Below are 26,526 nucleotides of genomic sequence, written 5' to 3' on the forward strand. Positions count from 1 at the left end.
AACCCGGCGCCAAATAACGTAGGCCGGATAAGGCGTCAGCCGCCATCCGGCACAACGCGGCACTCGGCGTGATTGCCCGGCGGCGCTGTGCTTGCCGGGCCTGCGAAGGGGCGGAACCCGGCGCCAAATAATGTAGGCCGGATAAGGCGTCCGCCGCCATCCGGCACAAACGCGGCACGGTGCCGGGTATATTGCCCGGCGGCGCTGCGCTTGCCGGGCCTGCGAAAGGGGCGGAACCCGGCGCCAAATAATGTAGGCCGGATAAGGCGTCAGCCGCCATCCGGCACAAACGCGGCACTCGGCGTGATTGCCCGGCGGCGCTGCGCTTGCCGGGCCTACAGGCCATGATAACCCTTTGATATAAATGCATCTTTAGCCCGAATAAGGCGCAATGCGCCGTTATCCGGGGCATATGCAGATTAATCGTTCTGCGCGGTCTGGGCGCCGCCTTTCAGCATCGTCTCCGCCATCTGCGCTTCGCGCTGCTTTTTATAGCTCAGCGCCGAAGCCGGGACCGGCATCACCTTCCCGGTCTCGATCCACGTCCGCAAACGGCTGGCGTCGGCGAAGTGGGTATATTTGCCGAAGGCATCCATCACCACCAGCGCCACCGGGCGTTGGTTAATCACCGTGCGCATAATCAGGCAGTGACCGGCAGCGTTGGTGAAGCCGGTTTTGGTCAGCTGGATGTTCCAGTTGTCGCGATACACCAGATGGTTAGTGTTGCGGAACGGCAGGCTGTAGGCCGGATGGGCAAAGGTGGCGGTCTCTTCTTTGGTGGTGCTCAGCTGGCCAATCAGCGGATACTGCTCGCTGGCGATCAGCAGTTTGGTCAGATCGCGAGCGGTGGAGACGTTATGCACCGACAGACCGGTGGGCTCCACATAGCGGGTATGGGTCATACCCAGCGCCTGCGCTTTGGCGTTCATCGCGCGAATAAAGGCGTCGTAGCCGCCCGGATAGTGATGCGCCAGGCTGGCGGCCGCGCGGTTCTCGGAAGACATCAGCGCCAGCAGCAGCATATCGCGGCGGCTGATCTGGCTATTGAGACGCACGCGGGAGTAAATCCCCTTCATTTCCGGAGTATGGCTGATATCCACCGTCAGCATTTCGTCCAGCGGCAGATGGGCATCGAGTACCACCATGGCGGTCATCACCTTGGTAATCGACGCCATCGGGCGCACCAGATCCGGCTGGCTGGCGTAGATGATTTTTTTGGTGGCCAGATCGACGATCATGGCGCTGCCGGAAGCGATGTCCGGCTGCGAGGCGGTGACCGCCGTCGGGGTTGTTGCTAACGCCTGGGGCGCAAAAGGCACAGCCAGCAGCAAGGTCAGGCTGAGCAAAGAGACTCGGAATTTCGGCATCATGGGCATTCTGAAAAGTATTTTTGCACGTTATGGAACGTACGCCGCGAGGTTAAGTGGGCAACTTCGCTGGCAAACGCCATCATACCGCGCCGTAAGGCCCTGTGCCTAATAAGAATCGTGAAGAAATGCTGCATTGCCGACATAAAATACATATTTGCCGGCAATGCATATTGACCCGTTTCGTCCGATCAGAACAGTCGGTAACCATACCCCCATAGCACCACGGTGATCGCCAGCAGTACTTCCAGCACCAGCACCCCGATGGCCAGGGTCGAGCTGGCGAAACTGAGCCCCTCTTCCCGGTTAATGCTCAGGAAGGTCGGGATCCCAAGATAGAGCAGATAACCGGTATAGAACAGGGCAACGGTACCGATCAGCGCGCACAGCCAGACCAGCGGATAGAGCGCCACAATCCCGCTCAGGAACAGCGGCGTGGCCACATAGCCGGCAAAGACCATGCAGCGTTTCAGGGAAGGCTGCTGCGGATATTGCCTGGCCATCCACCAGATAACCCGCCCCATGATCGCCACCCCGGCCAGCATCACGGCATAAAACAGGACAGCCAGCGCCAGCCCGGTCCACATCGACAGTTTAATAACGGTGCCGTCGCCGAAGTTCCAGCCCAGCTGCGTGGTGCCGATAAAGGCGCAAACCACCGGAACCGCCGCCATCAGAAGCACATGGTGCGTATAGTGATGAGAAATGGTTTCATTCTCGCTCTTTATCACGCTCATCTCCCGATTGGGATGAGCGAAGAGCCCCCAGACATGGTTCATAGCGTCCCCCTTGTCACGGCTTCGTACTGCACTGATCCAAGTATAATTCACCCTGTAGATTATTTTGTGTACAGCACAAAAAATCTGCGTCGACGCGTTTTGGTCTGCAGGGTGTATGATTAACAGGTGATGAGGTAAGGAGATAAGCTGTTTATGGATATCAATCACCTGATTTCCCAGTATGGCTACGCGGCGCTGATCGTCGGCAGCATGGCGGAAGGTGAGACCATTACCCTGCTGGGCGGCGTCGCGGCGCATCAGGGACTACTGAAGTTTCCCCTGGTGGTGATCGCTGTCGCCCTCGGCGGGATGATTGGCGATCAGTTGCTCTATCTGCTTGGTCGCCGCTTCGGCGGGCGCATTCTGCGCCGTTTCGCCAGCCAGAAGGCGCGGATCAGGAAAGCCCAGCGCATGATCCAGCACCGGCCGTGGCTGTTTGTCATCGGCACCCGCTTTATGTACGGCTTCCGGGTGATCGGCCCCCTGCTGATCGGCGCCAGCCGCCTGCCGCCGCGCATTTTCCTGCCGCTGAATATTGCCGGGGCGCTGGTGTGGGCTCTGCTGTTTACCACCATAGGCTATCTTGGCGGCGAGGTGGTGGGCCCGTGGCTGCACCACCTCGACGCCCATCTGAAGCACTGGATCTGGCTGATCCTCGCGGTGGTGGTGGTCGTGGCCGCCCACTGGTGGTTCAGGCGGCGCGAAGGGAAGAAGAAAGACTGAGCGGCGCGCCCGCTGACGCGCCGGGTGGCCGGTTACTTCACCGCCTGGTGGTAGCCGCCGCCGAGGGCCGAGGTCAGCTGAATGCTGGCGTCAATCCACTGGCCGTGCAGGCGCAAGGCGGTGATACGCTCCTGCAGCGCCGGGAGCTTCGCCATACTGACCCGGGAGCCGGGCAAGATCCCCGCCGCCATTCGGGCCTGCGCCAGGTCCACCACCCGCTGGGCGTCTTTTTCAACCTGCTGCTGCTGTTGGCTCTTGGCCATCAGCGTCTCGACCTGGCTGGCGGTTTTCGCCACCTGGTTGACGGCGTCCACCACCGCTTTGTTGTACTGGGCGATGGACAGGCTGTTCTGCGCGCTGGCGATATCCAGATTGGCATTGAGGCGACCGCTGTCGAAGATCGGCAGCGTCAGTCCGGCGGTGACGCCCATCTGCTGCGCCGAATGGCGGAAAAGATCGCTTAAGTGCAGGGCATCCTGCTGCAGGAACGCCATCAGATTGATGTCCGGGTAAAACGCCGCCTTCGCCGCGTCCACCTCGCTCAGCGACGCCTCAATATACCAGTGAGCGACCTGCAGATCCGGGCGACGCGCCAGCAGCTCATAGCCAAGGGTGTCCGGCAGCTGCGCGCTGACCGTCGGCAGGCTGGCGGGTTTGAGGTTTAGCGACTGGCTCTGGCTGTTGGTCAGGGCCATCAGCCGCGCTTCAATCTCTTTCATCGTGCCCGCCACGTCCGCTAGCTGCTGGTCGGTTTTGCTGACGTTAATATCGTTTTCCGCCCCTTCGGCGGAGTTGGTGATCCCGCGCTGATACAGGGCCTTGTCGACCGTCACGATATTATTTTGCTCGTTTTTCACCTGCTGCAGCACCGCTTTGATCGCCGCTTCCGTCTGCCACTGCCAGTACAGGCGCGCCACGCTGCCGGAGAGCAGCTCGCGGGTCTGAGCCTGCTCGGCCACCTGGGCTTTCAGCTCGCCGATGCGGGCTTTCACCAGCGCACGGTTTTTGCCCCACAGATCGAGATCCCAGCCGGCGGTCAGGCCGAAGGTACCATTGGTGTACCACGGGCCGGTATTGCCGTCGGTGTCGGTGGCGAACGGCCCCATCAGGCCTTCGGCCGACATGCGTTGACGTTCGATGTCAGCGGAGAAATCCATCTCCGGGCCAAGATTCGCATGCGACATTCTGGCCTGCGCTTCGGCAAGCCTGATGCGCTGTTCGGCAATCTGCATATCCGGCGCGTTGGCGAGCGCGCGCTGAATCAAATTATCCAGTTGGGCATCGTGGTAGTCTTTCCACCAGTCGGTCTGCGGCCAGCCGTTTTTGACGGCGGCGGGAAGATCCATGGCAACGTGGGAAGCCGGAATTTGCTGCTGCGGCGGACGAGCAACCTCATGGGAAGGCGCGCAGCCTACCAGCGCGATGGCCAGGGGCAAGGCCGCCAGCGCGCTATTATTTAATCTCAATTTCATTAGACAGGTCAGATAATATAATCAGGTGAGTGATCATAAGTTAATTGAATTAAACGCGTTTAGTAAAGCGTGTGACTAAATTATTAGTTTGCTAAAAATAAACAAACTTATCAATTCAAGGGATGAATATGAGCCAGAATATTTATGACGATCCGCACTTCTTCGCCGGCTATGCAACCCTCGATCGTTCGGTGAAAGGGCTGGATGGCGCACCGGAGTGGCCATCGCTACAGGCAATGCTGCCGCCGCTAGCCGGTTTGCGGGTGGTGGATCTCGGCTGCGGCTACGGCTGGTTTTGCCGCTGGGCGCAGCAGCAGGGAGCCAGCCAGATAATGGGTTTTGATATCTCCCGGCGTATGCTGGCGCAGGCACGGGAAATGACCCGCGGGGATGAGATTGACTACCGCTGCGCCGATCTGCAAACCCTGACGCTGCCCGCCAACAGCTGCGATCTGATCTACAGCTCGCTGGCCCTGCATTATTTACCCGACATCGCCCCGCTCTTCTCCACCCTGCAGCAGGCGCTGGTCCCTGGCGGTATCCTGGTCTTTTCTGCCGAACATCCCATCTATACCGCGCCGCTGCAGCAGGGATGGCAGGTGAATGAACAGGGGCAAAAGAGCTGGCCGGTCAGCCACTATCAGCAGGAGGGGGAGCGCGTCAGCAACTGGTTTGCCGAGGGCGTCATTAAACAGCACCGCAAACTCTCGAGCTGGATAAACGCGCTTATCGCCGCCGGTTTTGTGCTGGAGCAGCTGGATGAGTGGGGACCAGACGCCGAACAGATTGCTCAACAGCCCGCCCTGGATGAAGAGAAAGAGCGGCCGATGATCTTTTTACTGCGCGCGCGTAAACCGGCTTAATCCTCCGCCCGACGATGGCCGGGCGGAGAAGCGTTACGCTTTCAGGCTGGCGCCGCGGCTGGCAATCACTTCTTTATACCAGTCAAAGCTCTTCTTCTTACTGCGCGCCAGGGTGCCGGTGCCGTCATCATGGCGGTCGACATAGATAAAGCCGTAGCGCTTCGACAGCTCCGCCTTCGAGGCGCTCACCAGGTCAATCGGTCCCCAGCTGGTAAAGCCCATCAGCTCAACGCCATCGTCAATGGCCTCCCGCGCCTGCACCAGATGGTCGTTCAGGTAGCTGATGCGGTAGTCATCGTTAATGCTGCCGTCGGCTTCCACCTTATCTTTGGCGCCCAGACCGTTTTCCACGATAAACAGCGGCTTCTGATAGCGATCCCACAGCACGTTCAGCAGCGTACGCAGGCCCAGGGGGTCTATCTGCCAGCCCCACTCCGAGCTCGCCAGGTGCGGGTTCGGCACCATGCTGAGAATATTGCCGCGCGCCTGCTGGTTCAGCGCCTCATCGGCGGTGACGCACCCGGTCATGTAGTAGCTGAAGGAGATAAAATCGACGGTGGTTTTCAGCGTGTCGCGATCGGCCTCGGTGATGTCGAGCGTGATGCCGTTGTCGCGGAAAAAGCGCTGCATATAGCCCGGGTACGCCCCGCGCGCCTGCACGTCGCCGAAGAACTGCCAGCTGCGGTTCTCCTGCAGCGTCTCGAACACATCTTCCGGTTTGCAGCTCAGGGGATACATCAACCCGCCGAGCAGCATATTGCCGATTTTGCCCTCGGGCACCAGCTCGTGACAGGCTTTGACCGCCAGGGCGCTGGCCACCAGCTGGTGGTGAATGGCCTGATACACCTCGCCTTTGCTGCTGCCGGCCGGCAGGCCGACGCCGGTCATCGGGGCATGCAGCGACATATTGATTTCGTTAAAAGTTAGCCACAGTTTGACCCTGTTTTTATAACGGCTGAACACCGTCCGGGCGTAGCGCTCAAAGAAGCCAATCACCTCCCGGCTACCCCAGCCGCCGTAGTTTTTCACCAGCGCCCACGGCATTTCATAATGCGACAGAGTCACCAGCGGGGTGATGTTGTGCTTCGCCATCTCGTCGAACAACTTGTCGTAGAAGGCAAGGCCGGCTTCGTTCGGCTCGGCGTCATCGCCGTTGGGGTAGATACGGGTCCAGGCGATGGACACCCGCAGGCAGTTAAAGCCCATCTCGGCAAACAGGGCAATATCTTCCGGGTAACGATGGTAAAAATCGATCGCCACATCCTTAATCCCGCTGTCGCCGGGTACGCGCTCGACCACTTCGCCGAAGACGCCGTGCGGCTGCACATCAGAGGTGGATAACCCTTTGCCATCTTCCAGGTAAGCCCCTTCCACCTGATTCGCCGCGGTCGCGCCGCCCCATAAAAAATCTGCCGGGAATGTTTTCATCTCTCTCTCCTGTGATTAATGGCTGACTGACAACAGCGGCTGACCGGCTTCGACGGCGCTGGGCGCCACCGTGTCGATCTCACGATAGTCTTCGCTGTTGCTGATAATAATCGGGGTCGCCAGGTCGTAACCGGCGTCCAGAATCGCCTGACGATCGAACTCAATCAGCAGATCGCCGGCCTGTACTCTGTCGCCCTCTTTCACATGCGCGGTAAACGGCACGCCGTCGAGTTTGACCGTGTCGATGCCGACGTGGATCAGCAGCTCAATACCGCTGTCGCTCTGCAGGCCGATGGCGTGTTTGGTCTGAAACAGAGAGGCCACTTCGCCCGTGAACGGGGCGATGACTTTGCCCACCGCCGGGATAATGGCGACCCCATTCCCCAGCAGGCCGCTGGCGAAGGTGCTGTCCGGCACCTGATCGAGGGCGATGACGCTGCCGCTCATCGGCGCCAGAATGTCGTTTGCCGAGACCGGCGCTACCGCCACGGCGCCCGGCGCGGCGCTGGCGCGCGGCAGGCCGGCGAAGAAAGTTAAACCACAGGAGATAATCAACGCCGCGAAGATGCCCACTACGCCGCCCCAAACGGTGCTATCAAGCCCTTGGGGCGGGATCATTTGCGCCACGGTAAAAATGTTCCCGAAGCCGAATGAATAGACGTTAGCGTTACTGAAACCCACAATAGCGCCGCCGATGGCGCCCGCCACGCAGCCGAAGATAAACGGCCGACGCAGCGGCAATGTTAAGCCATAGATAGCGGGCTCGGTAATGCCGAAGATGCCCGCTGAAAACGCCGAACCGGCCAGCACTTTCTGACGGGCATCGCGGGTTTTCAGCAAAATACCCAGCACCGCGCCGACCTGCCCCATAACGGCCGGCAGCAGCATGGGCAGCATGGAATCATGGCCAAGCACCGTCAGATTGTTAATCATCAGCGGAATCAGTCCCCAATGCAGGCCGAAGATCACACAAACCTGCCACAGCGCGCCCATCGCAGCTCCCGCCAGCCACGGCGCCACCGCGTAGATAATCTGATACCCCTGGGCCAACAGATGACTGAGCCAGGTCGCCAGAGGGCCAATCAGCAGAAACGTCAGCGGAACCACAACGGCGAGACAAATCGCCGGCGTAAAAAAGTTTTTCATCGATGACGGCAGCAGCGCGTTGCTCTTGCGCTCCAGCCAGCAGCAGACCCATGAGGCGAGAATAATCGGGATCACCGATGAGCTGTAATTAATAAAGGTTACCGGAATGCCGAGAAAATGCTCCACCGCCGCGCCCGGCGCCTGGCTGGCCTCAAAGGCCTGAATCATCAGCGGGTGGGTTAACGCCCCGCCGATCACCATTGAGACAAACGGGTTACCGCCAAATTTTTTACCGGCGGTGTAGCCGAGAAACAGCGGGAAGAAAAAGAACAGCGCGTCGCTGGCGGCAAACCAGATTTTATAGGTTCCCTGTAGCGGGGTCAGCCAACCGCAGACGACCGCCAGCGCCAGCATCCCTTTCAGGATACCAGAGGCCGCCAGCACGCCGATAAATGGCGTGAAAATTCCCGACACGACATCGATGATCTGCCCCAGCAGCGACCCTTTTTCAACGCTTTCCGCCACCGGTTCGCTGTCGTCGCTTAACCCTGCCTCCTGACGCACCGCCAGCCAGACGTCGTGAACGTGGTTGCCAATGACCACCTGAAACTGGCCGCCGCTCTCCACCACCATAATAACGCCCGGGTTGGCCTTCAGCCCTTCGGCATCGGCTTTGCCGTTATCTTTCAGCTTAAAACGCAGACGTGTCGCACAGTGAACCAGACTCACAATGTTCTCTTTGCCGCCGACGCGGCGGAGAATATCCTGCGCGAGTGCTTTATATTCCATGCTCTTTTCCTTACTGCCGCTGCCCGCAGACAACCGGCGACTGAGTAGTAAAAATAAAAAAAACCCGAGAACCACGCCGGTAGGCGTCGCGCTCAGGTTTTGCCTGCATCATGCAGTAACAATCCAGTTTTGTCGGGAGACTTAGCGTCCCTCTTTTCTTACCCGTTCAATATGAATGGCAAGAAACATAATTTCTTCGGTGGTCAGCGCCCGCTGATACTGCTTTTGCAGATGCGTCGCCACCGTTTCCGCGCACTTCCACGCTTTGGCGTAGTTGTCTTTCACCGCGCTGTGCAGCGAGACGTCGTCATCTTCCACCACCGTGCGGGTCAGCATCCGCTGAGCGAAAAACTTCAGATGGGTGACGAAACGCTGATAGCTCAGCGACTCCTCGTCGTAGTTCAGCTGCAGCTGATACTTCACCAGCTGCAGGATCTCCTGCATCACCCGGGTCACGTGCATGACCTCCGGCATTTCGCTGTTGAGCTGCGCCGTCACCAGATGGAGGGCGATAAATCCGGCTTCATCCTCCGCCAGCGCCACGCCGAGCCGTTTGCCAATAATGGCCCTTGCCTCCTGGCCCAGCGCGAACTCCTTCGGATAGAGCCGCTTGATCTCCCACAGCAGCACGTTACGCAGTGCGATACCCTTTTTCTGCCGCTCGATAGCAAAGTGACAGTGATCCGTTAACGTGATGTACAAACTTTCCTGTAACTTGCCCAACCGCCCGCGCGCCAGGTCGATAATGCGATCGCAGGTGGTCATCACTTCTAACGGAATCTGACTGAGCAGTTCACCTAAGCGGCCGACCAGTTCATCGCTTTGTAAGGCGAAGACTTTTTCAATTTTGCTGTCGTCCAGCGCGTCGCCCGGGCGTTTCTGAAAGGCCAGCCCTCGCCCCATCACCACCTGTTCGCGCTGGTGTTCGTCAAGAACCACCACCACATTGTTATTGAGTACTTTGGCGATTTGCATATTGACCCCAGAAACAAAAAAACCTGACCCCCGACGAAACGCCAGGTAATCAGGTTTTGCCTGCCGCAGCAGTTGCAATCCAACGCCAGCACTGTAACAACTTCTGCTAGGCGCTCAACCTGACAAGTGAAAAAACGTGATTAAGATCGCGACTATCAGAAGGTCACGACGGTTTTCCACTCCACCACCCACGCGTCCTGGGTCTGCGCAACGCCGCCCGGACGGTGCCAGTACTGCAGGCCCGGCTGCAGCTCCAGCCAGGAGACCGGACGGAAGCGATAATAGAGTTCGCCGTTCAGCGAGTGGCCGGCCACCGGCTGCCAGGCCGGATCGTTATAGTCGGCGGCGCCGCTGAGCTGGTTCATATAGCGCTGATTGCGCGCGTAGTGGCTGCTCATGTCGATCCACGTCAGGCCGAAGCCGATCCAGTCCTCCGGACGGGCGTCAAACAGCCCGCGGTAGCGCATCGAGGCGGCGACGGCGGAGTGGATATAGTTGCTGCGCTGGTCGCTGAGGCTGCCGCTCAGCGAGACGCTCATTCCCCGCAGCGGATCGTCGGCGTGGCGGGTAATCTGCTGGTTCAGGCCGGCGTACATAAACCAGGTGCTGTCGTGCTCGGCGTAGCCCTGCGGGTCCGTCGCCCCGGCGCCGCCGGATTTGCCGCTGTAAAGGTCGCTTTGCGGCGCGTTAGTCCAGACCACGCCGAGGTTATAGGCTCCCGGCAGGCCATTCATCAGCGGACGGGTTTCGATCTCCATCGGCAGTAAAATGCCTTTGCTACCCTTCGTCGACCAGCTCCAGGCATGGCTGCGCGAGGCGGCCTGCGGGTTTTGCTCCATCACCCCGCCTTTGAGGGTCACCGTCGGCGTCAGCTTGTACTCCAGGGTGGTGCCCCAGGTGTGGATGTTCCAGTTATTCCAGGTCAGCGAGTTGGCCGATTTGCCGCCGCACTGGGTCAGCAACTGGAAATCGCAGGGAATGATCTGGTCGAAGGTTTGCACCTTGTTCATCATGCCGATGCGCCAGGTCAGGCGACGGTCGTCAAAGCTGCGGGCGAAGGTCAGCCAGCCGAGACGGGTGATCGACCCGCCGCCCCAGCTCTCCTGCGACAGATCGTTGAAGCTGACCCGCGGATCCTGCAGCCGTTTCGTGGTGAGGTTATCATCGTGGTTGCGGTTGACGATGTTGCCCTCGAGACGGGCGTCCGGTATGCCGGTCCAGCGCTCCAGATCCTGGGTAAAGGTCAACGACACCTGGTCAATATAGGCCAGATGTTTATCATGGTTATAACCGCCGCCGGCGTTGTAGGCCATCTCGTTAAGATAGCCGAGATTATAATGAAAGCCGTTCTCTTCAAGGATTGGACGAATGCCCAGCATATCGCCCAGCAGCCCTGGCTGTCCGGCTTCAAACCCCAGCACGCTGCCGTTCCACGCCGGGGTTTGCGCCGCGTTCACGACGGGCGCCATCGCCGCCAGCGCCGCGCCGATAAAAAGCTGATTTATTTTTTTGTTATACATTGTGATCTCCACCGTGACTGAATAAAAACAAAGGGGATCCCCAGGCTATTTATTTACCTGTTTTCTTTTTTAAAAAATGAATGGCAGGGGCCTCCTTCGGTAATAAAACCGCGACCGCGCCAGAGAAAAGATGAATGACAATCTCTTGTTTTACGTCATCATTTACCCACCGTTAAATTTTGGCCAAAAAAAAACCTAAGCACTTGCCGCCACGAATGACGGAAGTGCTTAGGTTTTGCCTGCGTTCAGTAGCAATCCTGAATTGATTGACCGCACAATATCACTTTATTTCACTCATGCCTATCATCAATAGGCAGGCAAGTAATAATATGTGAAGCGAATAACAATATGGCGCTTAATAGCGGGCGATCGCCGCCGCTATTTCAGCAGAGGTTTGCAGGGCGCGAATTTCATTAAACAGCGTCAGCGCCTCAGTATATTCCTTGCGTAAATAGCCCAGCCACTGTTTAATTCTCGCCACATGATACAGGCCGGTATCGCCCTGCTTTTCCAGACGGGTATATTTTTGCAACAGCTGAACCACCTGCGGCCACGGCATGCGCGGTTCGTTGTATTTGATCACCCGGCTGAGGTTCGGTACGTTGAGCGCCCCGCGGCCAATCATCACCGAATCGCAGCCGGTGACGGCCATACAGTCCTGAGCGCTTTGCCAGTCCCAGATTTCGCCGTTGGCGACTACCGGAATGGTCAGGCGCCGGCGGATCTCGCCGATGGCCTGCCAGTTGATGCGCTCCGCTTTGTAGCCATCTTCTTTGGTGCGGCCGTGGACCACCAGCTCGCTGGCCCCCGCCTGCTGCACCGCGTCGGCGATTTCAAAGCGCCGTTCGCCGCTGTCCCAGCCGAGACGAACTTTCACCGTCACCGGCAGATGCCCGGGCACCGCCTCGCGCATCGCCTTCGCGCCGCGATAGATAAGCTCCGGATCTTTCAGCAGCGTCGCCCCGCCGCCGCTGCCGTTCACCAGCTTCGACGGACAGCCGCAGTTTAAATCGACGCCCCACGAGCCCAGCGCCACCGCGCGGGCGGCGTTTTCCGCCAGCCACTCGGGATATTGTCCCAGCAGCTGGACGCGCACGCGGGTACCGGACGGGGTGCGGCTTTGATGATGCAGTTCCGGGCACAGCCTGTAGAATGATTTAACCGGCAGCAGTTGATCCACCACCCGCAGAAACTCGGTGATGCACAGATCGTAATCGTTCACTTCGGTCAGCAGCTCGCGCACCAGCGAATCGAGCACGCCTTCCATCGGCGCCAGTAGTACACGCATATCGTTACCCGGAAAAAAAAGAGGCGCTATGGTAGCGCCTCCGGGCGTTGGTTGAAAGTGCTCAATGCGTCCCGCCTGTCGTACGCCATTCCCCATTCGGCGAATGCAGCAAAGCGAGGAGATAATCTCTATGCTTTACAGGAGTCTGCGGCGTCTCATACCGCCTTCATTTGCCGCTTCTCTTCCAAAAAGGTAGCGTGGGACCCGATATACCCAAAGCTGCGAGCTGTCAGGTCCTGCCGGGAGAGGCTATTGTTCCCGTACGCTATCAGCGCTATGCATAGAATTCATGATGTGATCGGTAGCACATTTTAGGGATTAATTGTATGATGAATGCACTTCATCAAGGGTTATTACCATGAGTAAATCGCTGACTATTATCTGGCACTACCTGCGGGCTTTCGTCCTGATTTACGCCTGCTTATATGCCGGAATATTTATCGCCGGGCTGCTGCCCATCACCATCCCCGGCAGCATCATCGGCATGCTGATCCTCTTCGTGCTGCTGGCGCTGCAAATTATGCCGCCGCAGTGGGTCAACCCCGGCTGCAATATCCTGATCCGCTATATGGCGCTGCTGTTCGTGCCGATCGGCGTCGGCGTGATGCAGTACTGGGATCTGCTGCGCGCCCAGCTGGGGCCGGTCGTCATCTCCTGCGCCATCAGCACGCTGGTGGTGTTTGTGGTGGTGAGCTGGAGCTCACATCTGGTGCATGGCGAACGCAAAGTGATTGGGCAAAAGGAAAAGAAAAATGATGCATGAAATCTGGTGGTCGCTGCCGCTAACCCTGATCGTCTTTTTCCTCGCCCGCAAACTGGCGGCCCGCTTTAAGTTCCCGCTACTCAACCCGCTGCTGGTGGCGATGGTAGTGATAATCCCGTTTCTGCTGCTGACCGGGATCTCCTATGAGCGTTACTTTGCCGGCAGCAAGATCCTGAACGATCTGCTGCAGCCAGCGGTGGTCGCGCTGGCTTTCCCGCTGTATGAACAGCTGCACCAGATCCGCGCGCGCTGGAAATCGATCATCACCATCTGCTTTATCGGCAGCTGCGTGGCGATGATCACTGGCACCACCGTGGCCCTGCTGATGGGCGCCACACCGCAGATCGCCGCCTCTGTTCTGCCCAAATCGGTGACCACGCCGATTGCCATGGCGGTGAGCGGCAGTATCGGCGGCATCCCGGCCATCAGCGCCGTGTGCGTGATTTTTGTCGGCATCCTTGGCGCGGTATTCGGCCATACCCTGCTCAACCTGATGCGTATTCGCACTAAAGCGTCGCGCGGCCTGTCGATGGGCACCGCCTCGCACGCCCTCGGTACCGCCCGCTGTGCGGAACTGGACTATCAGGAAGGGGCGTTCAGCTCGCTGGCGCTGGTGCTGTGCGGGATCATCACTTCGTTGATGGCGCCGTTTTTGTTCCCGCTGATCCTTGCGGTAGTGGGATGAAATGTGATTCAAATCACATTTATCAATGCAACAATGAAAAGTTGCATTAGCAATGAGACGTAAATCACATTTGAAACCCCTTGACGCCCGTACACTGGTTTCCCATTACACTGTTATGAGGCAACGCTATGCACTCACGTTTTCAAGCTGCTTTGACGACTCTGGCAGCAGACCTGCAGGCGGCCATCGCCCCGATGCTCGCCGACCCGCACTTCCCGGCGCTGCTCGAAGCCGATCAGGTGGCGATGCTGCAACAGGCGACAGGTCTGGACGAAGACGCGCTGGCCTTTGCGCTACTGCCGCTGGCCGCCGCCTGCGCGCGCGCCGACCTTTCCCACTTTAACGTCGGGGCTATCGCCCGCGGCGTCAGCGGCCGCTGGTACTTTGGCGGCAACATGGAGTTTCTCGGCGCCACCATGCAGCAGACCGTCCATGCGGAGCAGAGCGCCATTAGCCACGCCTGGCTGCGCGGTGAAACCTCACTGCGCGCTATCACGGTGAACTACACGCCGTGCGGCCATTGCCGTCAGTTTATGAACGAACTGAACAGCGGACTGGCGCTGCGCATTCATCTGCCCGGTCGCGAAGCCCATGCGCTGCAGCACTATCTGCCGGATGCCTTCGGCCCGAAAGACCTTGAGATCAAAACCCTGCTGATGGACCACCAGAACCACGGCTTCCCGGTCAGCGGCGATGCCCTGTCTCAGGCGGCGATTGAGGCCGCTAACCGCTGCCACGCGCCGTACAGCCACTCGCCTTCCGGCGTAGCGCTGGAGCTGAAAGATGGTACCCTTTTCAGCGGCAGCTATGCGGAAAACGCGGCGTTCAACCCGACGCTGCCGCCGCTGCAGGGGGCGCTGAATCTCCTCAGCCTCAACGGCTATGATTATCCGGACATCCAGCGGGCGATCCTGGCGGAGAAAGCCGATGCGGCGCTGATTCAGTGGGACGCCACCGTCGCCACCCTGAAGGCGCTGGGCTGCCACAATATCGAGCGCGTGCTGTTAGGTTAATCAGCCTGCGCGCCTGAGCAGATGGCCGGATGAGGGTGTCGTCTAATCCGGCCGACCTTTTATGCCGTTATGTTGTCGGGTGGCGCTCCGCTTACCCGACCTACCGTTCGCGCCATTGCGAGCTGAAGATCGCTATGGCTGCTGAAACTGCCGACCTGACGGCCTCAAAGTCGCTGAGACGTTCCCGGAGGACCGGAGAACAGGTTGCGGCTACGCCTTGCCCGGTCTGGGATCGGCGATCGGCTCATATTGCTGAAAATCCCCGCAATTAAACGCGGGTTTCTTGCGCTTACCCGGCGGGTAAAGTAGCCTGAAGACTCCGTTGTCTATTATTGAGCCAAGTTCATGTTAAAGCGTGTGTTCTACAGCCTGTTAGTCCTGCTCGGCCTGCTGCTGTTGACCGTGCTGGGTCTTGACCGCTGGATGAGCTGGAAAACCGCGCCCTATATCTATGACGAGCTGCAGGACCTCCCCTACCGCCAGGTCGGCGTGGTGCTGGGCACCGCTAAATACTACCGCACCGGGGTGATCAATCAGTATTACCGCTACCGCATCCAGGGCGCGCTCAACGCCTACAACAGCGGCAAGGTCAACTATCTGCTGCTGAGCGGGGATAACGCCCTGCAAAGCTACAATGAACCGATGACTATGCGCCGGGACCTGATTAAAGGCGGCGTCGATCCGGCGGATATCGTGCTGGACTATGCCGGTTTCCGCACGCTCGACTCGATCGTCCGCACCCGCAAAGTGTTCGACACCAACGACTTCATTATCATCACCCAACGCTTCCACTGCGAACGGGCGCTGTTTATCGCCCTGCATATGGGGATCCAGGCTCAGTGCTACGCGGTGCCGTCGCCGAAGGATATGTGGAGCGTGCGGCTGCGCGAATTCGGCGCCCGCTTCGGCGCGCTGGCGGACCTCTACATCTTCAAACGGGAACCGCGCTTCCTCGGTCCTTTAATCCCGATTCCGGCGCAGCAGCACGACGTGCCGGATGACGCCCAGTCCTACCCGGCGGTCACCCCGGAGCAGCTACTGGAGCTGCAGAAAGAAAAGTAGCCTCCATCAACGCATCCGTTTCAGGTATAAAAAAACCCGCGCCAGGCGCGGGTTTTTACTCAGGCAAAAATTACTTCTTACGGGCGTATTTCAGGGAATCCAGCGCCACGGCGAAAATAATGATCGCCCCCTTAATGATGTACTGCCAGTAAGGGTTAACGCCGATATAGGTCAGGCCGTAGTTGATCACGGTGAAGATAATCACCCCGGTCACCACGCCGAATACGGTCCCTACCCCGCCGCTGAACGATACGCCGCCCACCACGCAGGCGGCGATGGCGTCCAGTTCGTACATAAAGCCGAGGTTATTGGTCGCCGAGCCGATACGACCAGCTTCCAGCAGGCCGCCGAAGGCGTAGAACACGCCGGAGAGGGCGTAGATCATCAGCAGGTTCAACGCTACGTTGACCCCGGAGACCTTCGCCGCTTCCGGGTTACCGCCGATAGCGAAGATGTTTTTGCCAAAGCGCGTCTTGTTCCACAGGATCCAGACAAAGAAGACGGCAATCAGCGCGTAGAAGGTGATGTAGGACAGGCGGAACGAGCCCAGCGCCACAAAACCCTGCGCGAAATGGGAGAAATGGCTGTCGAAGCCGGAGATCGGCGACGCGCCCACGAAGTCGTAGTACAGCGAGTTAATGCCGTAGACGATGATCATGGTCCCAAGGGTGGTAATAAACGGCGTCACGTTCAGATAGGCAATGACGATCCCGTTAATCAGGCCGATGACCGCCCCGATGGCGCATACCAGCAGGATGACCAGCGGGATCGGCATGGTCGCCATATCCGGGAACACTTTGTTGGCATTATCCACCGCCTGCAGCATGGTCGCGGCAATCACCGCCGCCAGTCCCACCTGACGGCCGGCGGAGAGGTCGGTGCCCTGCGTGACGATCAGTCCGGCCACCCCGAGGGCAATAATAATACGCACCGAGGACTGGGTCAGAATATTACTCAGGTTCAGCAGACTTAAAAATGTCGGATCCTGGAAAATAATAATGGCCAACAGGACCAGAAGGACGACATATATCCCACCCTCTTTCAGGTAAGTGAGAAAACTCTTTTTATTTAACGCACTCATGTGAAGCCCCTGATCTTAAAGGTGCAATGACGCAAGACGCAGTATTTCGTTTTGCGTGGTGGTTTTAGTCTCAACAATGCCCGCGACCAGGCCGTTGCTCATCACCAGAATGCGGTCGGTAATCCCCAGCAGTTCCGGCATTTCGGAGGAAATAATAATGATCCCTTTATCTTTTTTAGCCAGCTCGGCAATCAGCTGATAGATCTCGAATTTGGCGCCGACGTCGATACCGCGCGTCGGCTCGTCCAGCATCAGGATCTCCGGCTGGGTCAGCAGCCAGCGGCCAATAATGACCTTTTGCTGGTTACCACCGGAAAGCGAACCAATCTGCGTATGCTGGCCGGGGGTTTTAACGCGCATAGAGTCAATGACCCATTGGGTATCGCTCTTCATCCGCGAGTTATCCAGCAAGCCGACGCTGTTTTTATATTTCTTAATATTGGAGATCAGCGAGTTAAAACCGATATCCAGATAGGCGTAAATCCCGGTGGAGCGCCGCTCCTCGGTCACCAGCGCAAAACCGTGGTTAATCGCCTCATTGGCGCTGTGGTTGTTGATCTTCTTCCCGTGCAGGGTGATGGTGCCGCTGGCCTTCTCACGGATCCCGAACAGGGTCTCCACGATGTCGGTACGCTTCGCGCCCACCAGACCGGCGATACCGAGAATTTCGCCCTTATGCAGATCGAAGGAGACATCGCGAATGGACGGCTGGCGCAGGGAGGTGAGATTGCGCACCTGGAGGATCACTTCTCCCGGGGTGTTTTCTCGATCCGGAAAGCGCTGGTTGAGCGAACGCCCGACCATCATGGCGATGATCTTGTCCATATCCAGCCCTTCCAGCGGCTGGGTGGCGATCCACTGGCCGTCGCGAAGGATGGTAATTTCATCGCACAGCTGGAAAATCTCTTCCATTTTGTGCGAGATATAGACGATACCGCAGCCGCGATCTTTCAGCTTGCGGATGATCTTAAACAGATGGTTGACCTCTTTTTCCGTCAGCGACGACGTCGGCTCGTCCATGATGACGATTTTGGCGTCATAGGAAAACGCCTTGGCGATCTCAATCATCTGCATCTGGGATACCGATAAGGTACCGACGCGGGCGCGCGGGTCGATATCAATATCCAGCTCATCAAATATGGCCTTGGTGTCCCGGTACATTTTGTCCTGATCGACAAACATACCTTTAGTGGGATAACGCCCGAGCCACATGTTGTCCATGACCGAACGCTGTAAGACCAGGTTTAATTCCTGATGTACCATCGAAATACCGTTTTCCAGGGCTTCTTTCGCCGAATGGAAATCGATCTCTTTTCCCTGAAAAAGAATGCTGCCGGAATCTTTTTGATAGATCCCAAAAAGGCATTTTAATAATGTCGATTTACCGGCGCCGTTCTCACCCATTAACGCATGAATGGAGTGCGGACGAACCTTCAGGTTGACATTATCAAGAGCCTTGACGCCAGGAAACGATTTGTTGATGTTGGTCATTTCCAACAAATATTCGCCTGACCGTTCGCTATTATTGCTGACCATAGTTATACCTGGCTGCGTTCATGCACGCCCCGTCCGGCGCAATAACGCCAGCAGGAGTCTGGTTCTGTATCAGGAATAATCGGGCGTGGATAACCCACGCCCGCAACTCACATCACGATTATTTGCCGGTAAACTGGCTCAGGTTGTCTTTATCGACGCCCACATAGGGGACGCGAACAATCTTGTTGTCAATTTTCCAGTTGGTGCCTGCCGCAGCGTCTTTCCCGTCGGCCAGGTTTTTCGCCAGATCGAAGGTCGCTTTCGCCTGGTTGTTAGCATCGTTCAGCACGGTACCGGCCATCGCGCCGGATTTCACCAGCGCCAGGGCTTCCGGCAGCGCATCCACGCCGAACACCGGAATGCTGCTCTTGTTGTGCGCTTTCAGCGCTTCAACCGCGCCCATCGCCATGGCGTCGTTGTTAGCGATCACCACTTCAATCTTGTTCGCATTCGGGCCGGAGAGCCAGGCGTCCATTTTGTCTTTCGCCTGGGCGGTATCCCACATGGCGGTGTCCATCTGCAGCTGCTGGGTCTTCAGGCCTTTATCATTCAGCTCTTTGATAACGTAGGTGGTACGCGCTTCCGCATCCGGATGGCCCGGCTCGCCTTTCAGCAGGACGTACTGGATCTGGCCGTCTTTATTCAGATCCCAGTTCGGGTTGGCTTTCCAGTGCTTGGCGATCAGATCGCCCTGAATAATCCCGGACTCTTTCGAGTCGGTACCGACGTAATAAGCTTTGTCATAGCTATCCAGCGCTTTACGGGAAGGCTCTTTGTTGAAGAACACCACCGGAATGTTCTGCCCGCGCGCTTTTTCGATGACCGTTCCCGCCGCAGCCGGGTCAACCAGGTTGATCGCCAGGGCTTTCACGCCTTTCGCCAGCAGCACGTCAATCTGATCGTTTTGTTTCGACTGGTCGTTCTGCGAGTCATTCATCAGCAGCTGGACGTCAGGCGCGGATTTGCCATCTTTTTCAATCGCCTTACGCACCACCGACATAAAGTTGTCGTCATATTTATAAATCGTCACGCCGATACGGGTATCTGCTGCGTGTGCTGCGGCGCCAAATAACAGACCAGCCATTACAGCAGAGAGGGTAAACACCTTCTTATTCATGGAATCTCCGGTTTTATTATGCAGGGTCATTTTTGTGAAAAAGTGCGGGCGGGATTTGTTGCATTAGTGTTACCGCACAACGCATTTCACGACGAAAATTCGGTCTTCCGTGTTGGGTAACGCTCCAGAAAAATACGACTCTAATACTCGTTTAACGCCTTGTTCCTACTGAAGAAAGTGAGGATTCCCCATCACCTCGCGGTTCAGACTGGTAAACGCTGCCATCATAATCAGGTGAATGTTAATATACTGTGAATTTACTCACAAATTGAAAGCGGTTACATCCCGCCGCCGCTTCAGTTAGTGATCGGCCCCACAGTTTGCCGCTGGGCAACGGAGTGACGGCGCACCAGGGTGGGCATAAAGCAGTGCGTCGCCTCGCGATCCAGCTTGCCGGCCGCCCCCAGCAGCGCCAGCTCAGTGGCCAGCTTCGCCATCGACATTACCGGATAGCGCACGGTGGTCAGCTGAGGATCGGTGTAACGGGAAATAGGAATATCATCAAAGCCAATCAGCGACAGATGCTGCGGCACGACAATGCCGTTGTCCTTCAGCGTGGTCAGCGCGCCGGCCGCCATGCTGTCGTTATAGGCGAACACCGCAGTGAGGCCGAGATTCCGCCCCAGCAGTTCGACCATCGCCGCTTCGCCGCCCTGCATGTCCGGGGAGCCGGACCCGACCCAGCTGTCCGGGGCGATGATGCCCTGCTCCTGCAGCGCTTTGCTCCACCCTTCCCGGCGCATATCGTCGTCTTCAATGCCGTGATTGGAGGAGAGATAACCGATGCGCTGGTGGCCGTGATTGAGCAGCATGCGGGTAGCCATCAGCGCGCCGCTAACGTTGTCGAGGCCGACGCAGCGATGGGCAAAGCCCGGCACGATGCGGTTGATCAGCACCATCCCCGGGATATGTTGCATAAAGTCGCTCAGTTCAGCATCGCTGAGCGCTTTAGAATGGACGATCAGCGCCGAGCAGCGCTGGCGGATCAGCACCTCGATGGCATGGCGCTCTTTTTCCGCCTCGTGATAGCTGTTGCCGATCAGCACATACTTATGATGCTGCTGGGCGACGGTATCCACCGCTTTCACCAGCGCGCCGAAGAAGGCATCGGAGACGTCCATCACCACCACGCCGATGGTATCGCTGACCTGGGTGGCCAGCGCCTGGGCGTTGGCGTTGGGCCGGTAGCCCAGCTGGGTCACCGCTTTCATCACCACGTCGCGCGTATCCGGACTCACCAGCGCGCTATTGTTCAGCACCCGCGACACGGTGGCCACGGATACGCCCGCCTGGCGGGCGACATCACGAATGGTGATCATACTCAGCGACCTTAAGAGAATTACAGCACGTCACATTCACCTCCTGTGCTCAGCAAGGAGGCTATTCTGGCAGCGACCCGCGGTCCGCTACGTGAGTGAGGTCACACGGCTGGAAACGTTTACATCCGTTTTGTTAATGATTGTGATCGAGATCGTTATCTGGATGTGTCTTTCAATGATGTCCCTGACGCACGCAGGGTTAACTGACGCCACAGCCATTCCACCGGCCCCTGGCGGAAGCGGCGCAGCCAGAGTGATGATACGAGGAGGTTGACGGCCCAGATGGGGGGAACAAAGGCCAGCAGCTGCAGACGATCGAAGCGCATAAACAGCCCGAGATGATAAAACAGGGTGGTGCAGATCAGGGTCTGCAGCAGGTAGTTGCTCAGCGCCATGCGTCCGACGCAGGCGATAGCCCCCACCAGGCGGAAACGGCAGAGCTGCGGCCAGTAGCCCCAGGCCAGCGAGGCATAGCCGATAGCCTGCAGCGGGGCACTCAGTTCACGCGGCGCCTGCAGTAAGAACGCGCACCAGCGATAGTCCCAGGCCAGATACCATTGGGCGACAATAGCCGGCACATTCACCGCCATCCCGGCTAGCACCAGCAGCGCGCCGGTGCGCCGATAGTGACGCTGGCTGAACTGCCCTTTCAGCCAGCCGCTGCGCATCAGCGCCGCGCCTATCAGCATCATCCCCGCCAGCTGCCAGCCATACTGCGCGCCGAGCGCCAACAGATTGTCCGACAGCATATCCGCCCGGTTGCTGACCGCCTCCATGCCGCCGTGCAGCTTCCAGTACTGCTCATACTGCAGATTGGCCGCGTCCGGTACCCAGGAGCGATTCGCGGCCGTCCCCGAGATAATCCCCAGCAGGACCAGCACCGCAATACCGGTGAGGTAGAGCACCACCCCGGTGTTAAACAGCGATTTAACATGCTGCGCCTCGCGCACCATGCGCCAGCTCACCAGCCCCACCAGGGCGTAAGCCAACAGAATATCGCCATCCCAGAAGAAGAGACCGTGAATGAAACCAAGCAGCGCCAGCAGGGTCAGCCGCGACTGGATCCAGCGTTTGCCGCGGGGGAGCAGGAGCTGCAGACCGGCGCCAAACAGCAGCGCGAACAGGGTAAGAAACTTCACCTGCGCCAGCAGGTCAAGGATCGCCCAGGTCCAGGCGTCGCTGAGGGTCGCGTTTCCTGACCAGGCCGGATTGAGGTAAGCGGCCTTCGGCAAGCCGAAGGCGCTGATATTGAGAAGCAGGATACCGAGGATGGCGACGCCGCGGACAAAGTCCAGCGTGACATTTCTCTCCATGTACCCTGCTCCGTTTTAGTTGTGGTGACGTACTGCGCGCAGGAATTCCTGGCGGGTATTCTGGCTGGATTTGAACAGGCCACCGAGGGAGGTGGTGGTAGTGGCGCTGGTCGCGTCGCGGATGCCGCGCGCTTTCACGCAGTAATGCACCGCGTCAATGGATACCGCCACGTTGCTGGTGCCGAGCAGCGTCTGCAGCGCGATCAGGATCTGCTGCGTCAGACGCTCCTGGACCTGCGGGCGCTGGGCGAAGAACTGCACGATGCGGTTGATTTTCGACAGGCCGATCACCGAATCTTTCGGGATATAGGCTACCGTCGCTTTACCATCGATGGTGACAAAGTGGTGTTCGCAGGTGCTGGTCAGGGTGATATCGCGCACGGTGACCATTTCATCGACCTTCATTTTGTTTTCAATGACGGTGATTTTCGGGAAACGGGAGTAATCCAGTCCGGAGAAGATCTCATCGACATACATTTTGGCGATGCGATGCGGGGTCTCCATCAGACTGTCATCACTCAGATCCAGATTCAGCAGTTGCATAATCTCGGTCATATGACCGGTAATCAAACGCTTGCGTGTTTCGTTATCAATTTCTTGTACTGGCGCACGCATCGGCGTCTCCAGCCCACGAGCGACCAGCGCTTCATGAACGAGGACGGCTTCTTTACTCAGTGATGACATTTGGGTTTCTCCTGCAGGTGTGGCGCTCTTTGCTTTTTCTGGGGGCAAAGTTTGTATTCATTGTGCGTGAGGTGGCGCACAGAATCCAGTAGCCGTAACGATAATTATTGAAATTGGCGCTGCCTTTTATTAAGGCGCGAAGCCACGCCTCAGGCGCGACGCCAAATCCCTATCGCCGAATCCGGAATGATCCAACCGCTGTACGCATCCATAAGCGCCATCGCTACACCGGCATGTTGGCTATAAGTTGCATTAATGATGCAGTAAGTTCTCAAAAGGAGAAAGTGAAAGTTGCTCACCGGCTAATGAAATATCTGTATTATGAACGTTTACGCGCACATCCCTTCCGAGGAGCCTTGCATGGAACTGCTTGAAGAGCATCGCTGTTTTGACGGCCGGCAACAACGCTGGCGTCATCACTCCCCTGTCCTGAACTGCGCCATGACGTTCAGCATTTTTTTACCGCCTGAGCGTGAAACGCCGCCGCCGGTGCTGTACTGGCTGTCCGGGCTGACCTGTAACGATGAAAACTTTACCACCAAGGCGGGCGCTCAGCGCATTGCCGCCGCGCTGGGCATCGCGCTGGTGATGCCGGATACCAGCCCGCGCGGTGACGAGGTGGCCAACGATGACGGTTACGATCTGGGGCAAGGCGCTGGCTTCTACCTGAACGCCACCGAGGCGCCGTGGGCGGCGCACTACCGGATGTACGATTACCTGCGCGACGAACTGCCCGCGCTTATCCGCAGCGAGTTTACCGTCGGCGAGCGCTGCGCCATCAGCGGCCACTCGATGGGCGGTCACGGCGCGCTTATCATGGCGCTCACCAATCCCGGCCGCTACGCCAGCGTCTCCGCCTTCGCGCCAATCGTCAATCCCTCCCAGGTGCCGTGGGGCAAGAAAGCGTTTACCGCCTATCTCGGCGCCGATGAATCGACATGGCGCGCCTGGGACAGCTGCGCCCTGATGCAGGCCAGCCAGCCGGCGGACGCGGTGCCGACGCTTATCGATCAGGGCGATAACGATCCGTTCCTCGCCGGACAGCTGCAGCCCGCGGTGCTGGCGGAGGTCGCGCGGCAGAAGGCCTGGCCGTTAACGCTGCGCATCCAGCCCGGTTACGATCATAGCTACTACTTTATTGCCTCGTTTATCGAAGACCATCTGCGTTTCCACGCGCAGCATCTCTTTAACTAAACGCAACCTGCGCCGCGACTCCACGTCGCGGCGCAGGCCATCGTTAAGCGCCAACGATCAGAAGCGATAATCCACGGCCATAAAGTAGCGACGGCCCTCTTCGGTATAGCTGTAGTCGTCCCGGTTGAGATCTTTATCGCCCACGTTCTGCACCCCGGAGCGCAGTTTCACGTTTTTGGTGACCTGCCACGCCGCGCCGACGTCAAACAGGGTATAGCCGCCCGGCGTTTTGCCGGTGGCGCTCACCGCGCGCTGCTGGCCGGTATAGTTGGCCGTCACGTAGAAGGACCAGTCGTCCAGCGGTTTCCAGTCAAGCGTGCCGTTGGCGGTATGGAACGGCAGCGTCTGCAGCGGTTTATCGCCGCCGTTGCTCAGATCGCGACCATCGTTGTAGGTGTAGTTCACCGTCAGCTTCCACTCATCGCCGAACGGGATCTTCACCTCGGTCTCCACCCCTTTGATGCGCGCTTTGTTGACGTTGAAATAGCGGAAGATCGGCACGCGCTTACCGTTGACGGTTTTCCAGCCGACAAAGTTCGGGTAGCCCGGCGCTTCGCTGGCGCTGGAGGTGCGCAGAACATCAATCATATCGTCGACATTGTTCTGGAAGGTGGTGATGCTGCCTTCAACATCCTGCAGCCAGCCCTCTTCCCCACGATAGTAGAGACCAAGCTCGAAGCTTTCGCTGGTTTCCGGCTTCAGATCAGGGTTACCGATGATGCTGCACGAGCCGCGGCAGGAGTTGGTGGTCCAGTCGGGGTTAAGCTGCAGTAGCGACGGGGCTTTAAACGCCGTCGCCCAGCCGCCTTTGACGGTGACGGTATCGGTGGCGTTATACACCAGATAGGCGCGCGGGCTCCAGTGATCGCCATAGGTCTGATGGTCGTCCATACGAATGCCGGTGGTCAGCGCCAGCGGCTCGATGATGCGCCATTCGTCTTCAATAAACAGGGCGTACTGGCTGGCTGAGGTCGACTGGCCGCCGCTGCTCAGGTTGACCGGATCTTTCAGCTTGTCGTGGCGCCATTCGCCGCCGAAGGTCACCAGCTGGTTAATCATGTCCAGCGGCAGGACATACTTGCCGTCGATGGCATTGCTTTCGGAGGTGATGGTGCCGTTCTGCCCTGGATTTTTATTATCCACCTTTTCGCCGTAGAACTTGAGCTCGCTGTTGCCCATCTCCCAGCGTCCGTTATGGCTCAGGGAGTAGTTCTCACGCTCAAGGCGGTTGCGGTCAAGGGAATCGGAGTCGCGATCCTGGCGGTCAAAGCCATAGCCCGCGGTGAAATCGTGGTTGTCGCTCGGCGTCCAGGCGAATTCAACATTGCCATCGCGGCTTGTGAAGCCCTCGATGCGCGGCGTTTCGCCGGTGGCATTGCTGGAAGACTGCGGATCGTCCTTGGCGCGCTTCGCCAGGCTGCCGTAGGCCTTCATCCCGAGCACGCCGTCGATCAGCGGGCCGCTGGTGAAGAACTGGCCGTTCCAGGTATCGCCACGGTCGCGGTGTTCCTGAATGGTGGTATCGGCGCTCAGCGTCCCGGTCCATTTCTGGCCGATTTTTTTGGTAATAATGTTGACCACGCCGCCGAGCGCATCGGAGCCGTACAGGGAGGACATCGGGCCGCGCACCACCTCGATACGTTCGATGGCATCCACCGGGATCCAGTTCAGGTCGAAGTCATTGTGGCGGAAGACGGCGTTCCGGGAGTTGACGCGTTTCCCGTCGACAAGGATCAGGGTATAGCTGCTGCTCAGACCGCGAATGCTGACGCCCTTGCGGTTATCCCCTTCGTTGGTGAGCTGGACCCCGGGCACATCGCGCAGTACGTCTTTCAGGTTCTGCACCGGCTTGCGCTGCAAATCCTGCTGGGTGATGACGCTGATGCTCGCCGGCGCGTCTTTGACGCTCTGTTCAGTGGCCGAGGCGGTCACCACCAGCGTTTCTTCATTCACATCGGCCAGGGCCGGAAACGCCAACGATACGACGGACGCAGACAATCCCGCCCGGATAAAAGGGTTTAACCTGAACATTCCAAATCTCCATGAGGTGTACAACCAAACAAACAAAAAGGTGCTGCTCACACGCGCTGGCGGCCTGCCGCTCTGTCGGCGGTAGACTCGCGCTGTTTTCTCGTCGATGTGGCTGGTCGCCCGATGTCAGTCTGTACACATAGCAGAGACGGGGGGAGTGGCTTCATCCGTAATGGTCGAAAATGATAAAGATAATGATTTCTATTATCAATCTAATTATGAAGAATTGTGTCAGGCTGTAACCGTGTGGACATAAAAAAAGCCCTCTTTTCAGAGGGCTTCCGGATGATGCAAACCTGTTTTCGTTATTGTACCCATATGTCTGCCGGGTGGCGGCTTTCGCCTTACCCGGCCTACGAAAAATTGCAATCTCAAACAGTTATGCAAATATCTGTAGGCCCGCGCAAGCGCAGCGCCGCCGGGCAATTCCTGAAGATT

22 protein-coding genes and 1 pseudogene are annotated in these 26,526 nt (G+C 58.2%); 8 read left to right on the plus strand and 15 right to left on the minus strand.

Annotation, left to right across the window (positions count from 1 at the left end):
* Positions 1-419 precede the first annotated feature (419 nt).
* Entirely contained in the window at positions 420-1,370 is a 951-nt protein-coding gene (gene pbpG, locus ABLX76_RS12885; RefSeq protein WP_348874628.1) for a D-alanyl-D-alanine endopeptidase, read from the minus strand.
* Positions 1,371-1,558: 188 nt separating this feature from the next.
* Entirely contained in the window at positions 1,559-2,146 is a 588-nt protein-coding gene (locus ABLX76_RS12890; RefSeq protein WP_023290429.1) for a Yip1 family protein, read from the minus strand.
* Positions 2,147-2,299: 153 nt separating this feature from the next.
* On the opposite strand from ABLX76_RS12890, the gene ABLX76_RS12895 reads away from it, so the two are divergent.
* Positions 2,300-2,869 (plus strand): DedA family protein, encoded by a 570-nt coding sequence (locus tag ABLX76_RS12895; RefSeq protein WP_023290430.1) that lies wholly within the window; start codon positions 2,300-2,302, stop codon positions 2,867-2,869.
* A gap of 32 nt (positions 2,870-2,901) precedes the next feature.
* Here ABLX76_RS12895 and mdtQ read toward each other — a convergent pair whose 3' ends face one another.
* Positions 2,902-4,341 (minus strand): multidrug resistance outer membrane protein MdtQ, encoded by a 1,440-nt coding sequence (gene mdtQ, locus ABLX76_RS12900; RefSeq protein WP_348874630.1) that lies wholly within the window; start codon positions 4,339-4,341, stop codon positions 2,902-2,904.
* 128 nt (positions 4,342-4,469) lie between these two features.
* Here mdtQ and ABLX76_RS12905 point away from each other — a divergent pair, with 128 nt between their 5' ends.
* The gene (locus ABLX76_RS12905) at positions 4,470-5,204 is read left to right on the plus strand and encodes a class I SAM-dependent methyltransferase (protein ID WP_171882377.1); all 735 of its coding nucleotides are present in this window, start codon (positions 4,470-4,472) and stop codon (positions 5,202-5,204) included.
* A 33-nt stretch (positions 5,205-5,237) separates the two neighbouring features.
* On the opposite strand, the gene ascB is transcribed toward ABLX76_RS12905, so the two are convergent.
* From ascB to dusC, 5 genes and pseudogenes are all read right to left on the minus strand, one after another.
* A complete protein-coding gene (gene ascB / locus ABLX76_RS12910) occupies positions 5,238-6,632 on the minus strand; it encodes a 6-phospho-beta-glucosidase (protein ID WP_080901711.1) in 1,395 nt (464 codons plus the stop codon).
* Between the two features lie 15 nt (positions 6,633-6,647).
* Positions 6,648-8,619 (minus strand): annotated as a pseudogene (bglF, locus tag ABLX76_RS12915) (PTS beta-glucoside transporter subunit IIABC).
* 29 nt (positions 8,620-8,648) lie between these two features.
* Entirely contained in the window at positions 8,649-9,482 is an 834-nt protein-coding gene (gene bglG / locus ABLX76_RS12920; RefSeq protein WP_023290435.1) for a transcriptional antiterminator BglG, read from the minus strand.
* A 155-nt stretch (positions 9,483-9,637) separates the two neighbouring features.
* Positions 9,638-11,002: a carbohydrate porin gene (locus ABLX76_RS12925; RefSeq protein WP_032453519.1), complete on the minus strand. Its 1,365-nt coding sequence runs from the start codon at positions 11,000-11,002 to the stop codon at positions 9,638-9,640.
* 355 nt (positions 11,003-11,357) lie between these two features.
* Positions 11,358-12,290: a tRNA dihydrouridine(16) synthase DusC gene (gene dusC / locus ABLX76_RS12930; protein WP_023290437.1), complete on the minus strand. Its 933-nt coding sequence runs from the start codon at positions 12,288-12,290 to the stop codon at positions 11,358-11,360.
* Between the two features lie 358 nt (positions 12,291-12,648).
* Between dusC and ABLX76_RS12935 the strand changes: the two genes are divergently transcribed.
* From ABLX76_RS12935 to sanA, 4 genes are all read left to right on the plus strand, one after another.
* Positions 12,649-13,053 carry a CidA/LrgA family protein gene (locus tag ABLX76_RS12935; RefSeq protein ID WP_023290438.1) on the plus strand — a complete coding sequence of 135 codons (405 nt, stop codon included), beginning with the start codon at positions 12,649-12,651 and terminating at the stop codon, positions 13,051-13,053.
* The gene (locus ABLX76_RS12940; protein WP_004201621.1) at positions 13,043-13,738 is read left to right on the plus strand and encodes a CidB/LrgB family autolysis modulator; all 696 of its coding nucleotides are present in this window, start codon (positions 13,043-13,045) and stop codon (positions 13,736-13,738) included. The genes ABLX76_RS12935 and ABLX76_RS12940 overlap by 11 nt, the downstream gene beginning before the upstream one ends.
* 128 nt (positions 13,739-13,866) lie before the next feature.
* The gene (cdd, locus tag ABLX76_RS12945) at positions 13,867-14,751 is read left to right on the plus strand and encodes a cytidine deaminase (RefSeq protein ID WP_048336202.1); all 885 of its coding nucleotides are present in this window, start codon (positions 13,867-13,869) and stop codon (positions 14,749-14,751) included.
* A gap of 345 nt (positions 14,752-15,096) precedes the next feature.
* Positions 15,097-15,813, plus strand: a complete 717-nt coding sequence (sanA, locus tag ABLX76_RS12950; RefSeq protein WP_004201624.1) for an outer membrane permeability protein SanA — start codon at positions 15,097-15,099, stop codon at positions 15,811-15,813.
* A 70-nt stretch (positions 15,814-15,883) separates the two neighbouring features.
* Here sanA and mglC read toward each other — a convergent pair whose 3' ends face one another.
* The 6 genes from mglC to folE form a co-directional block, all read right to left on the minus strand.
* Entirely contained in the window at positions 15,884-16,894 is a 1,011-nt protein-coding gene (mglC, locus tag ABLX76_RS12955; RefSeq protein ID WP_002912871.1) for a galactose/methyl galactoside ABC transporter permease MglC, read from the minus strand.
* 15 nt (positions 16,895-16,909) lie between these two features.
* Complete coding sequence (mglA, locus tag ABLX76_RS12960; RefSeq protein ID WP_004201625.1) at positions 16,910-18,430, minus strand: galactose/methyl galactoside ABC transporter ATP-binding protein MglA; 1,521 nt, start codon at positions 18,428-18,430, stop codon at positions 16,910-16,912.
* A 118-nt stretch (positions 18,431-18,548) separates the two neighbouring features.
* On the minus strand, positions 18,549-19,547 hold the full coding sequence (gene mglB / locus ABLX76_RS12965) for a galactose/glucose ABC transporter substrate-binding protein MglB (RefSeq protein WP_023290441.1): 999 nt from the start codon (positions 19,545-19,547) through the stop codon (positions 18,549-18,551).
* 296 nt (positions 19,548-19,843) lie between these two features.
* Positions 19,844-20,866, minus strand: coding sequence for an HTH-type transcriptional regulator GalS (galS, locus tag ABLX76_RS12970; RefSeq protein WP_023290442.1), 1,023 nt, complete (start codon positions 20,864-20,866; stop codon positions 19,844-19,846).
* Between the two features lie 155 nt (positions 20,867-21,021).
* Positions 21,022-22,179, minus strand: a complete 1,158-nt coding sequence (yeiB, locus tag ABLX76_RS12975) for a DUF418 domain-containing protein YeiB (protein WP_023290443.1) — start codon at positions 22,177-22,179, stop codon at positions 21,022-21,024.
* A 15-nt stretch (positions 22,180-22,194) separates the two neighbouring features.
* Positions 22,195-22,863 (minus strand): GTP cyclohydrolase I FolE, encoded by a 669-nt coding sequence (gene folE, locus ABLX76_RS12980; RefSeq protein ID WP_023290444.1) that lies wholly within the window; start codon positions 22,861-22,863, stop codon positions 22,195-22,197.
* 360 nt (positions 22,864-23,223) lie between these two features.
* Between folE and fghA the strand changes: the two genes are divergently transcribed.
* Complete coding sequence (gene fghA, locus ABLX76_RS12985; RefSeq protein WP_032453523.1) at positions 23,224-24,057, plus strand: S-formylglutathione hydrolase; 834 nt, start codon at positions 23,224-23,226, stop codon at positions 24,055-24,057.
* Positions 24,058-24,114: 57 nt separating this feature from the next.
* Here the strand turns inward: fghA and cirA are convergent, their stop codons facing one another.
* On the minus strand, positions 24,115-26,088 hold the full coding sequence (gene cirA, locus ABLX76_RS12990) for a catecholate siderophore receptor CirA (RefSeq protein ID WP_064157251.1): 1,974 nt from the start codon (positions 26,086-26,088) through the stop codon (positions 24,115-24,117).
* Positions 26,089-26,334: 246 nt separating this feature from the next.
* Here cirA and ABLX76_RS12995 point away from each other — a divergent pair.
* Positions 26,335-26,526: hypothetical protein (locus ABLX76_RS12995; protein WP_348874634.1), on the plus strand; the 192-nt coding region annotated here is incomplete at its 3' end.

The organism is Klebsiella sp. JB_Kp004 (assembly GCF_040065795.1).
Lineage (GTDB): Bacteria > Pseudomonadota > Gammaproteobacteria > Enterobacterales > Enterobacteriaceae > Klebsiella > Klebsiella quasipneumoniae.

Excerpts from the sequence above, each read along its gene's own strand:
- pbpG (WP_348874628.1), bottom strand. The coding sequence starts at position 1,370 with ATGATGCCGAAATTCCGAGTCTCTTTGCTCAGCCTGACCTTGCTGCTG.
- ABLX76_RS12890 (WP_023290429.1), bottom strand. The coding sequence starts at position 2,146 with ATGAACCATGTCTGGGGGCTCTTCGCTCATCCCAATCGGGAGATGAGC.
- ABLX76_RS12895 (WP_023290430.1), top strand. The coding sequence starts at position 2,300 with ATGGATATCAATCACCTGATTTCCCAGTATGGCTACGCGGCGCTGATC.
- mdtQ (WP_348874630.1), bottom strand. The coding sequence starts at position 4,341 with ATGAAATTGAGATTAAATAATAGCGCGCTGGCGGCCTTGCCCCTGGCC.
- ABLX76_RS12905 (WP_171882377.1), top strand. The coding sequence starts at position 4,470 with ATGAGCCAGAATATTTATGACGATCCGCACTTCTTCGCCGGCTATGCA.
- ascB (WP_080901711.1), bottom strand. The coding sequence starts at position 6,632 with ATGAAAACATTCCCGGCAGATTTTTTATGGGGCGGCGCGACCGCGGCG.
- bglG (WP_023290435.1), bottom strand. The coding sequence starts at position 9,482 with ATGCAAATCGCCAAAGTACTCAATAACAATGTGGTGGTGGTTCTTGAC.
- ABLX76_RS12925 (WP_032453519.1), bottom strand. The coding sequence starts at position 11,002 with ATGTATAACAAAAAAATAAATCAGCTTTTTATCGGCGCGGCGCTGGCG.
- dusC (WP_023290437.1), bottom strand. The coding sequence starts at position 12,290 with ATGCGTGTACTACTGGCGCCGATGGAAGGCGTGCTCGATTCGCTGGTG.
- ABLX76_RS12935 (WP_023290438.1), top strand. The coding sequence starts at position 12,649 with ATGAGTAAATCGCTGACTATTATCTGGCACTACCTGCGGGCTTTCGTC.
- ABLX76_RS12940 (WP_004201621.1), top strand. The coding sequence starts at position 13,043 with ATGATGCATGAAATCTGGTGGTCGCTGCCGCTAACCCTGATCGTCTTT.
- cdd (WP_048336202.1), top strand. The coding sequence starts at position 13,867 with ATGCACTCACGTTTTCAAGCTGCTTTGACGACTCTGGCAGCAGACCTG.
- sanA (WP_004201624.1), top strand. The coding sequence starts at position 15,097 with ATGTTAAAGCGTGTGTTCTACAGCCTGTTAGTCCTGCTCGGCCTGCTG.
- mglC (WP_002912871.1), bottom strand. The coding sequence starts at position 16,894 with ATGAGTGCGTTAAATAAAAAGAGTTTTCTCACTTACCTGAAAGAGGGT.
- mglA (WP_004201625.1), bottom strand. The coding sequence starts at position 18,430 with ATGGTCAGCAATAATAGCGAACGGTCAGGCGAATATTTGTTGGAAATG.
- mglB (WP_023290441.1), bottom strand. The coding sequence starts at position 19,547 with ATGAATAAGAAGGTGTTTACCCTCTCTGCTGTAATGGCTGGTCTGTTA.
- galS (WP_023290442.1), bottom strand. The coding sequence starts at position 20,866 with ATGATCACCATTCGTGATGTCGCCCGCCAGGCGGGCGTATCCGTGGCC.
- yeiB (WP_023290443.1), bottom strand. The coding sequence starts at position 22,179 with ATGGAGAGAAATGTCACGCTGGACTTTGTCCGCGGCGTCGCCATCCTC.
- folE (WP_023290444.1), bottom strand. The coding sequence starts at position 22,863 with ATGTCATCACTGAGTAAAGAAGCCGTCCTCGTTCATGAAGCGCTGGTC.
- fghA (WP_032453523.1), top strand. The coding sequence starts at position 23,224 with ATGGAACTGCTTGAAGAGCATCGCTGTTTTGACGGCCGGCAACAACGC.
- cirA (WP_064157251.1), bottom strand. The coding sequence starts at position 26,088 with ATGTTCAGGTTAAACCCTTTTATCCGGGCGGGATTGTCTGCGTCCGTC.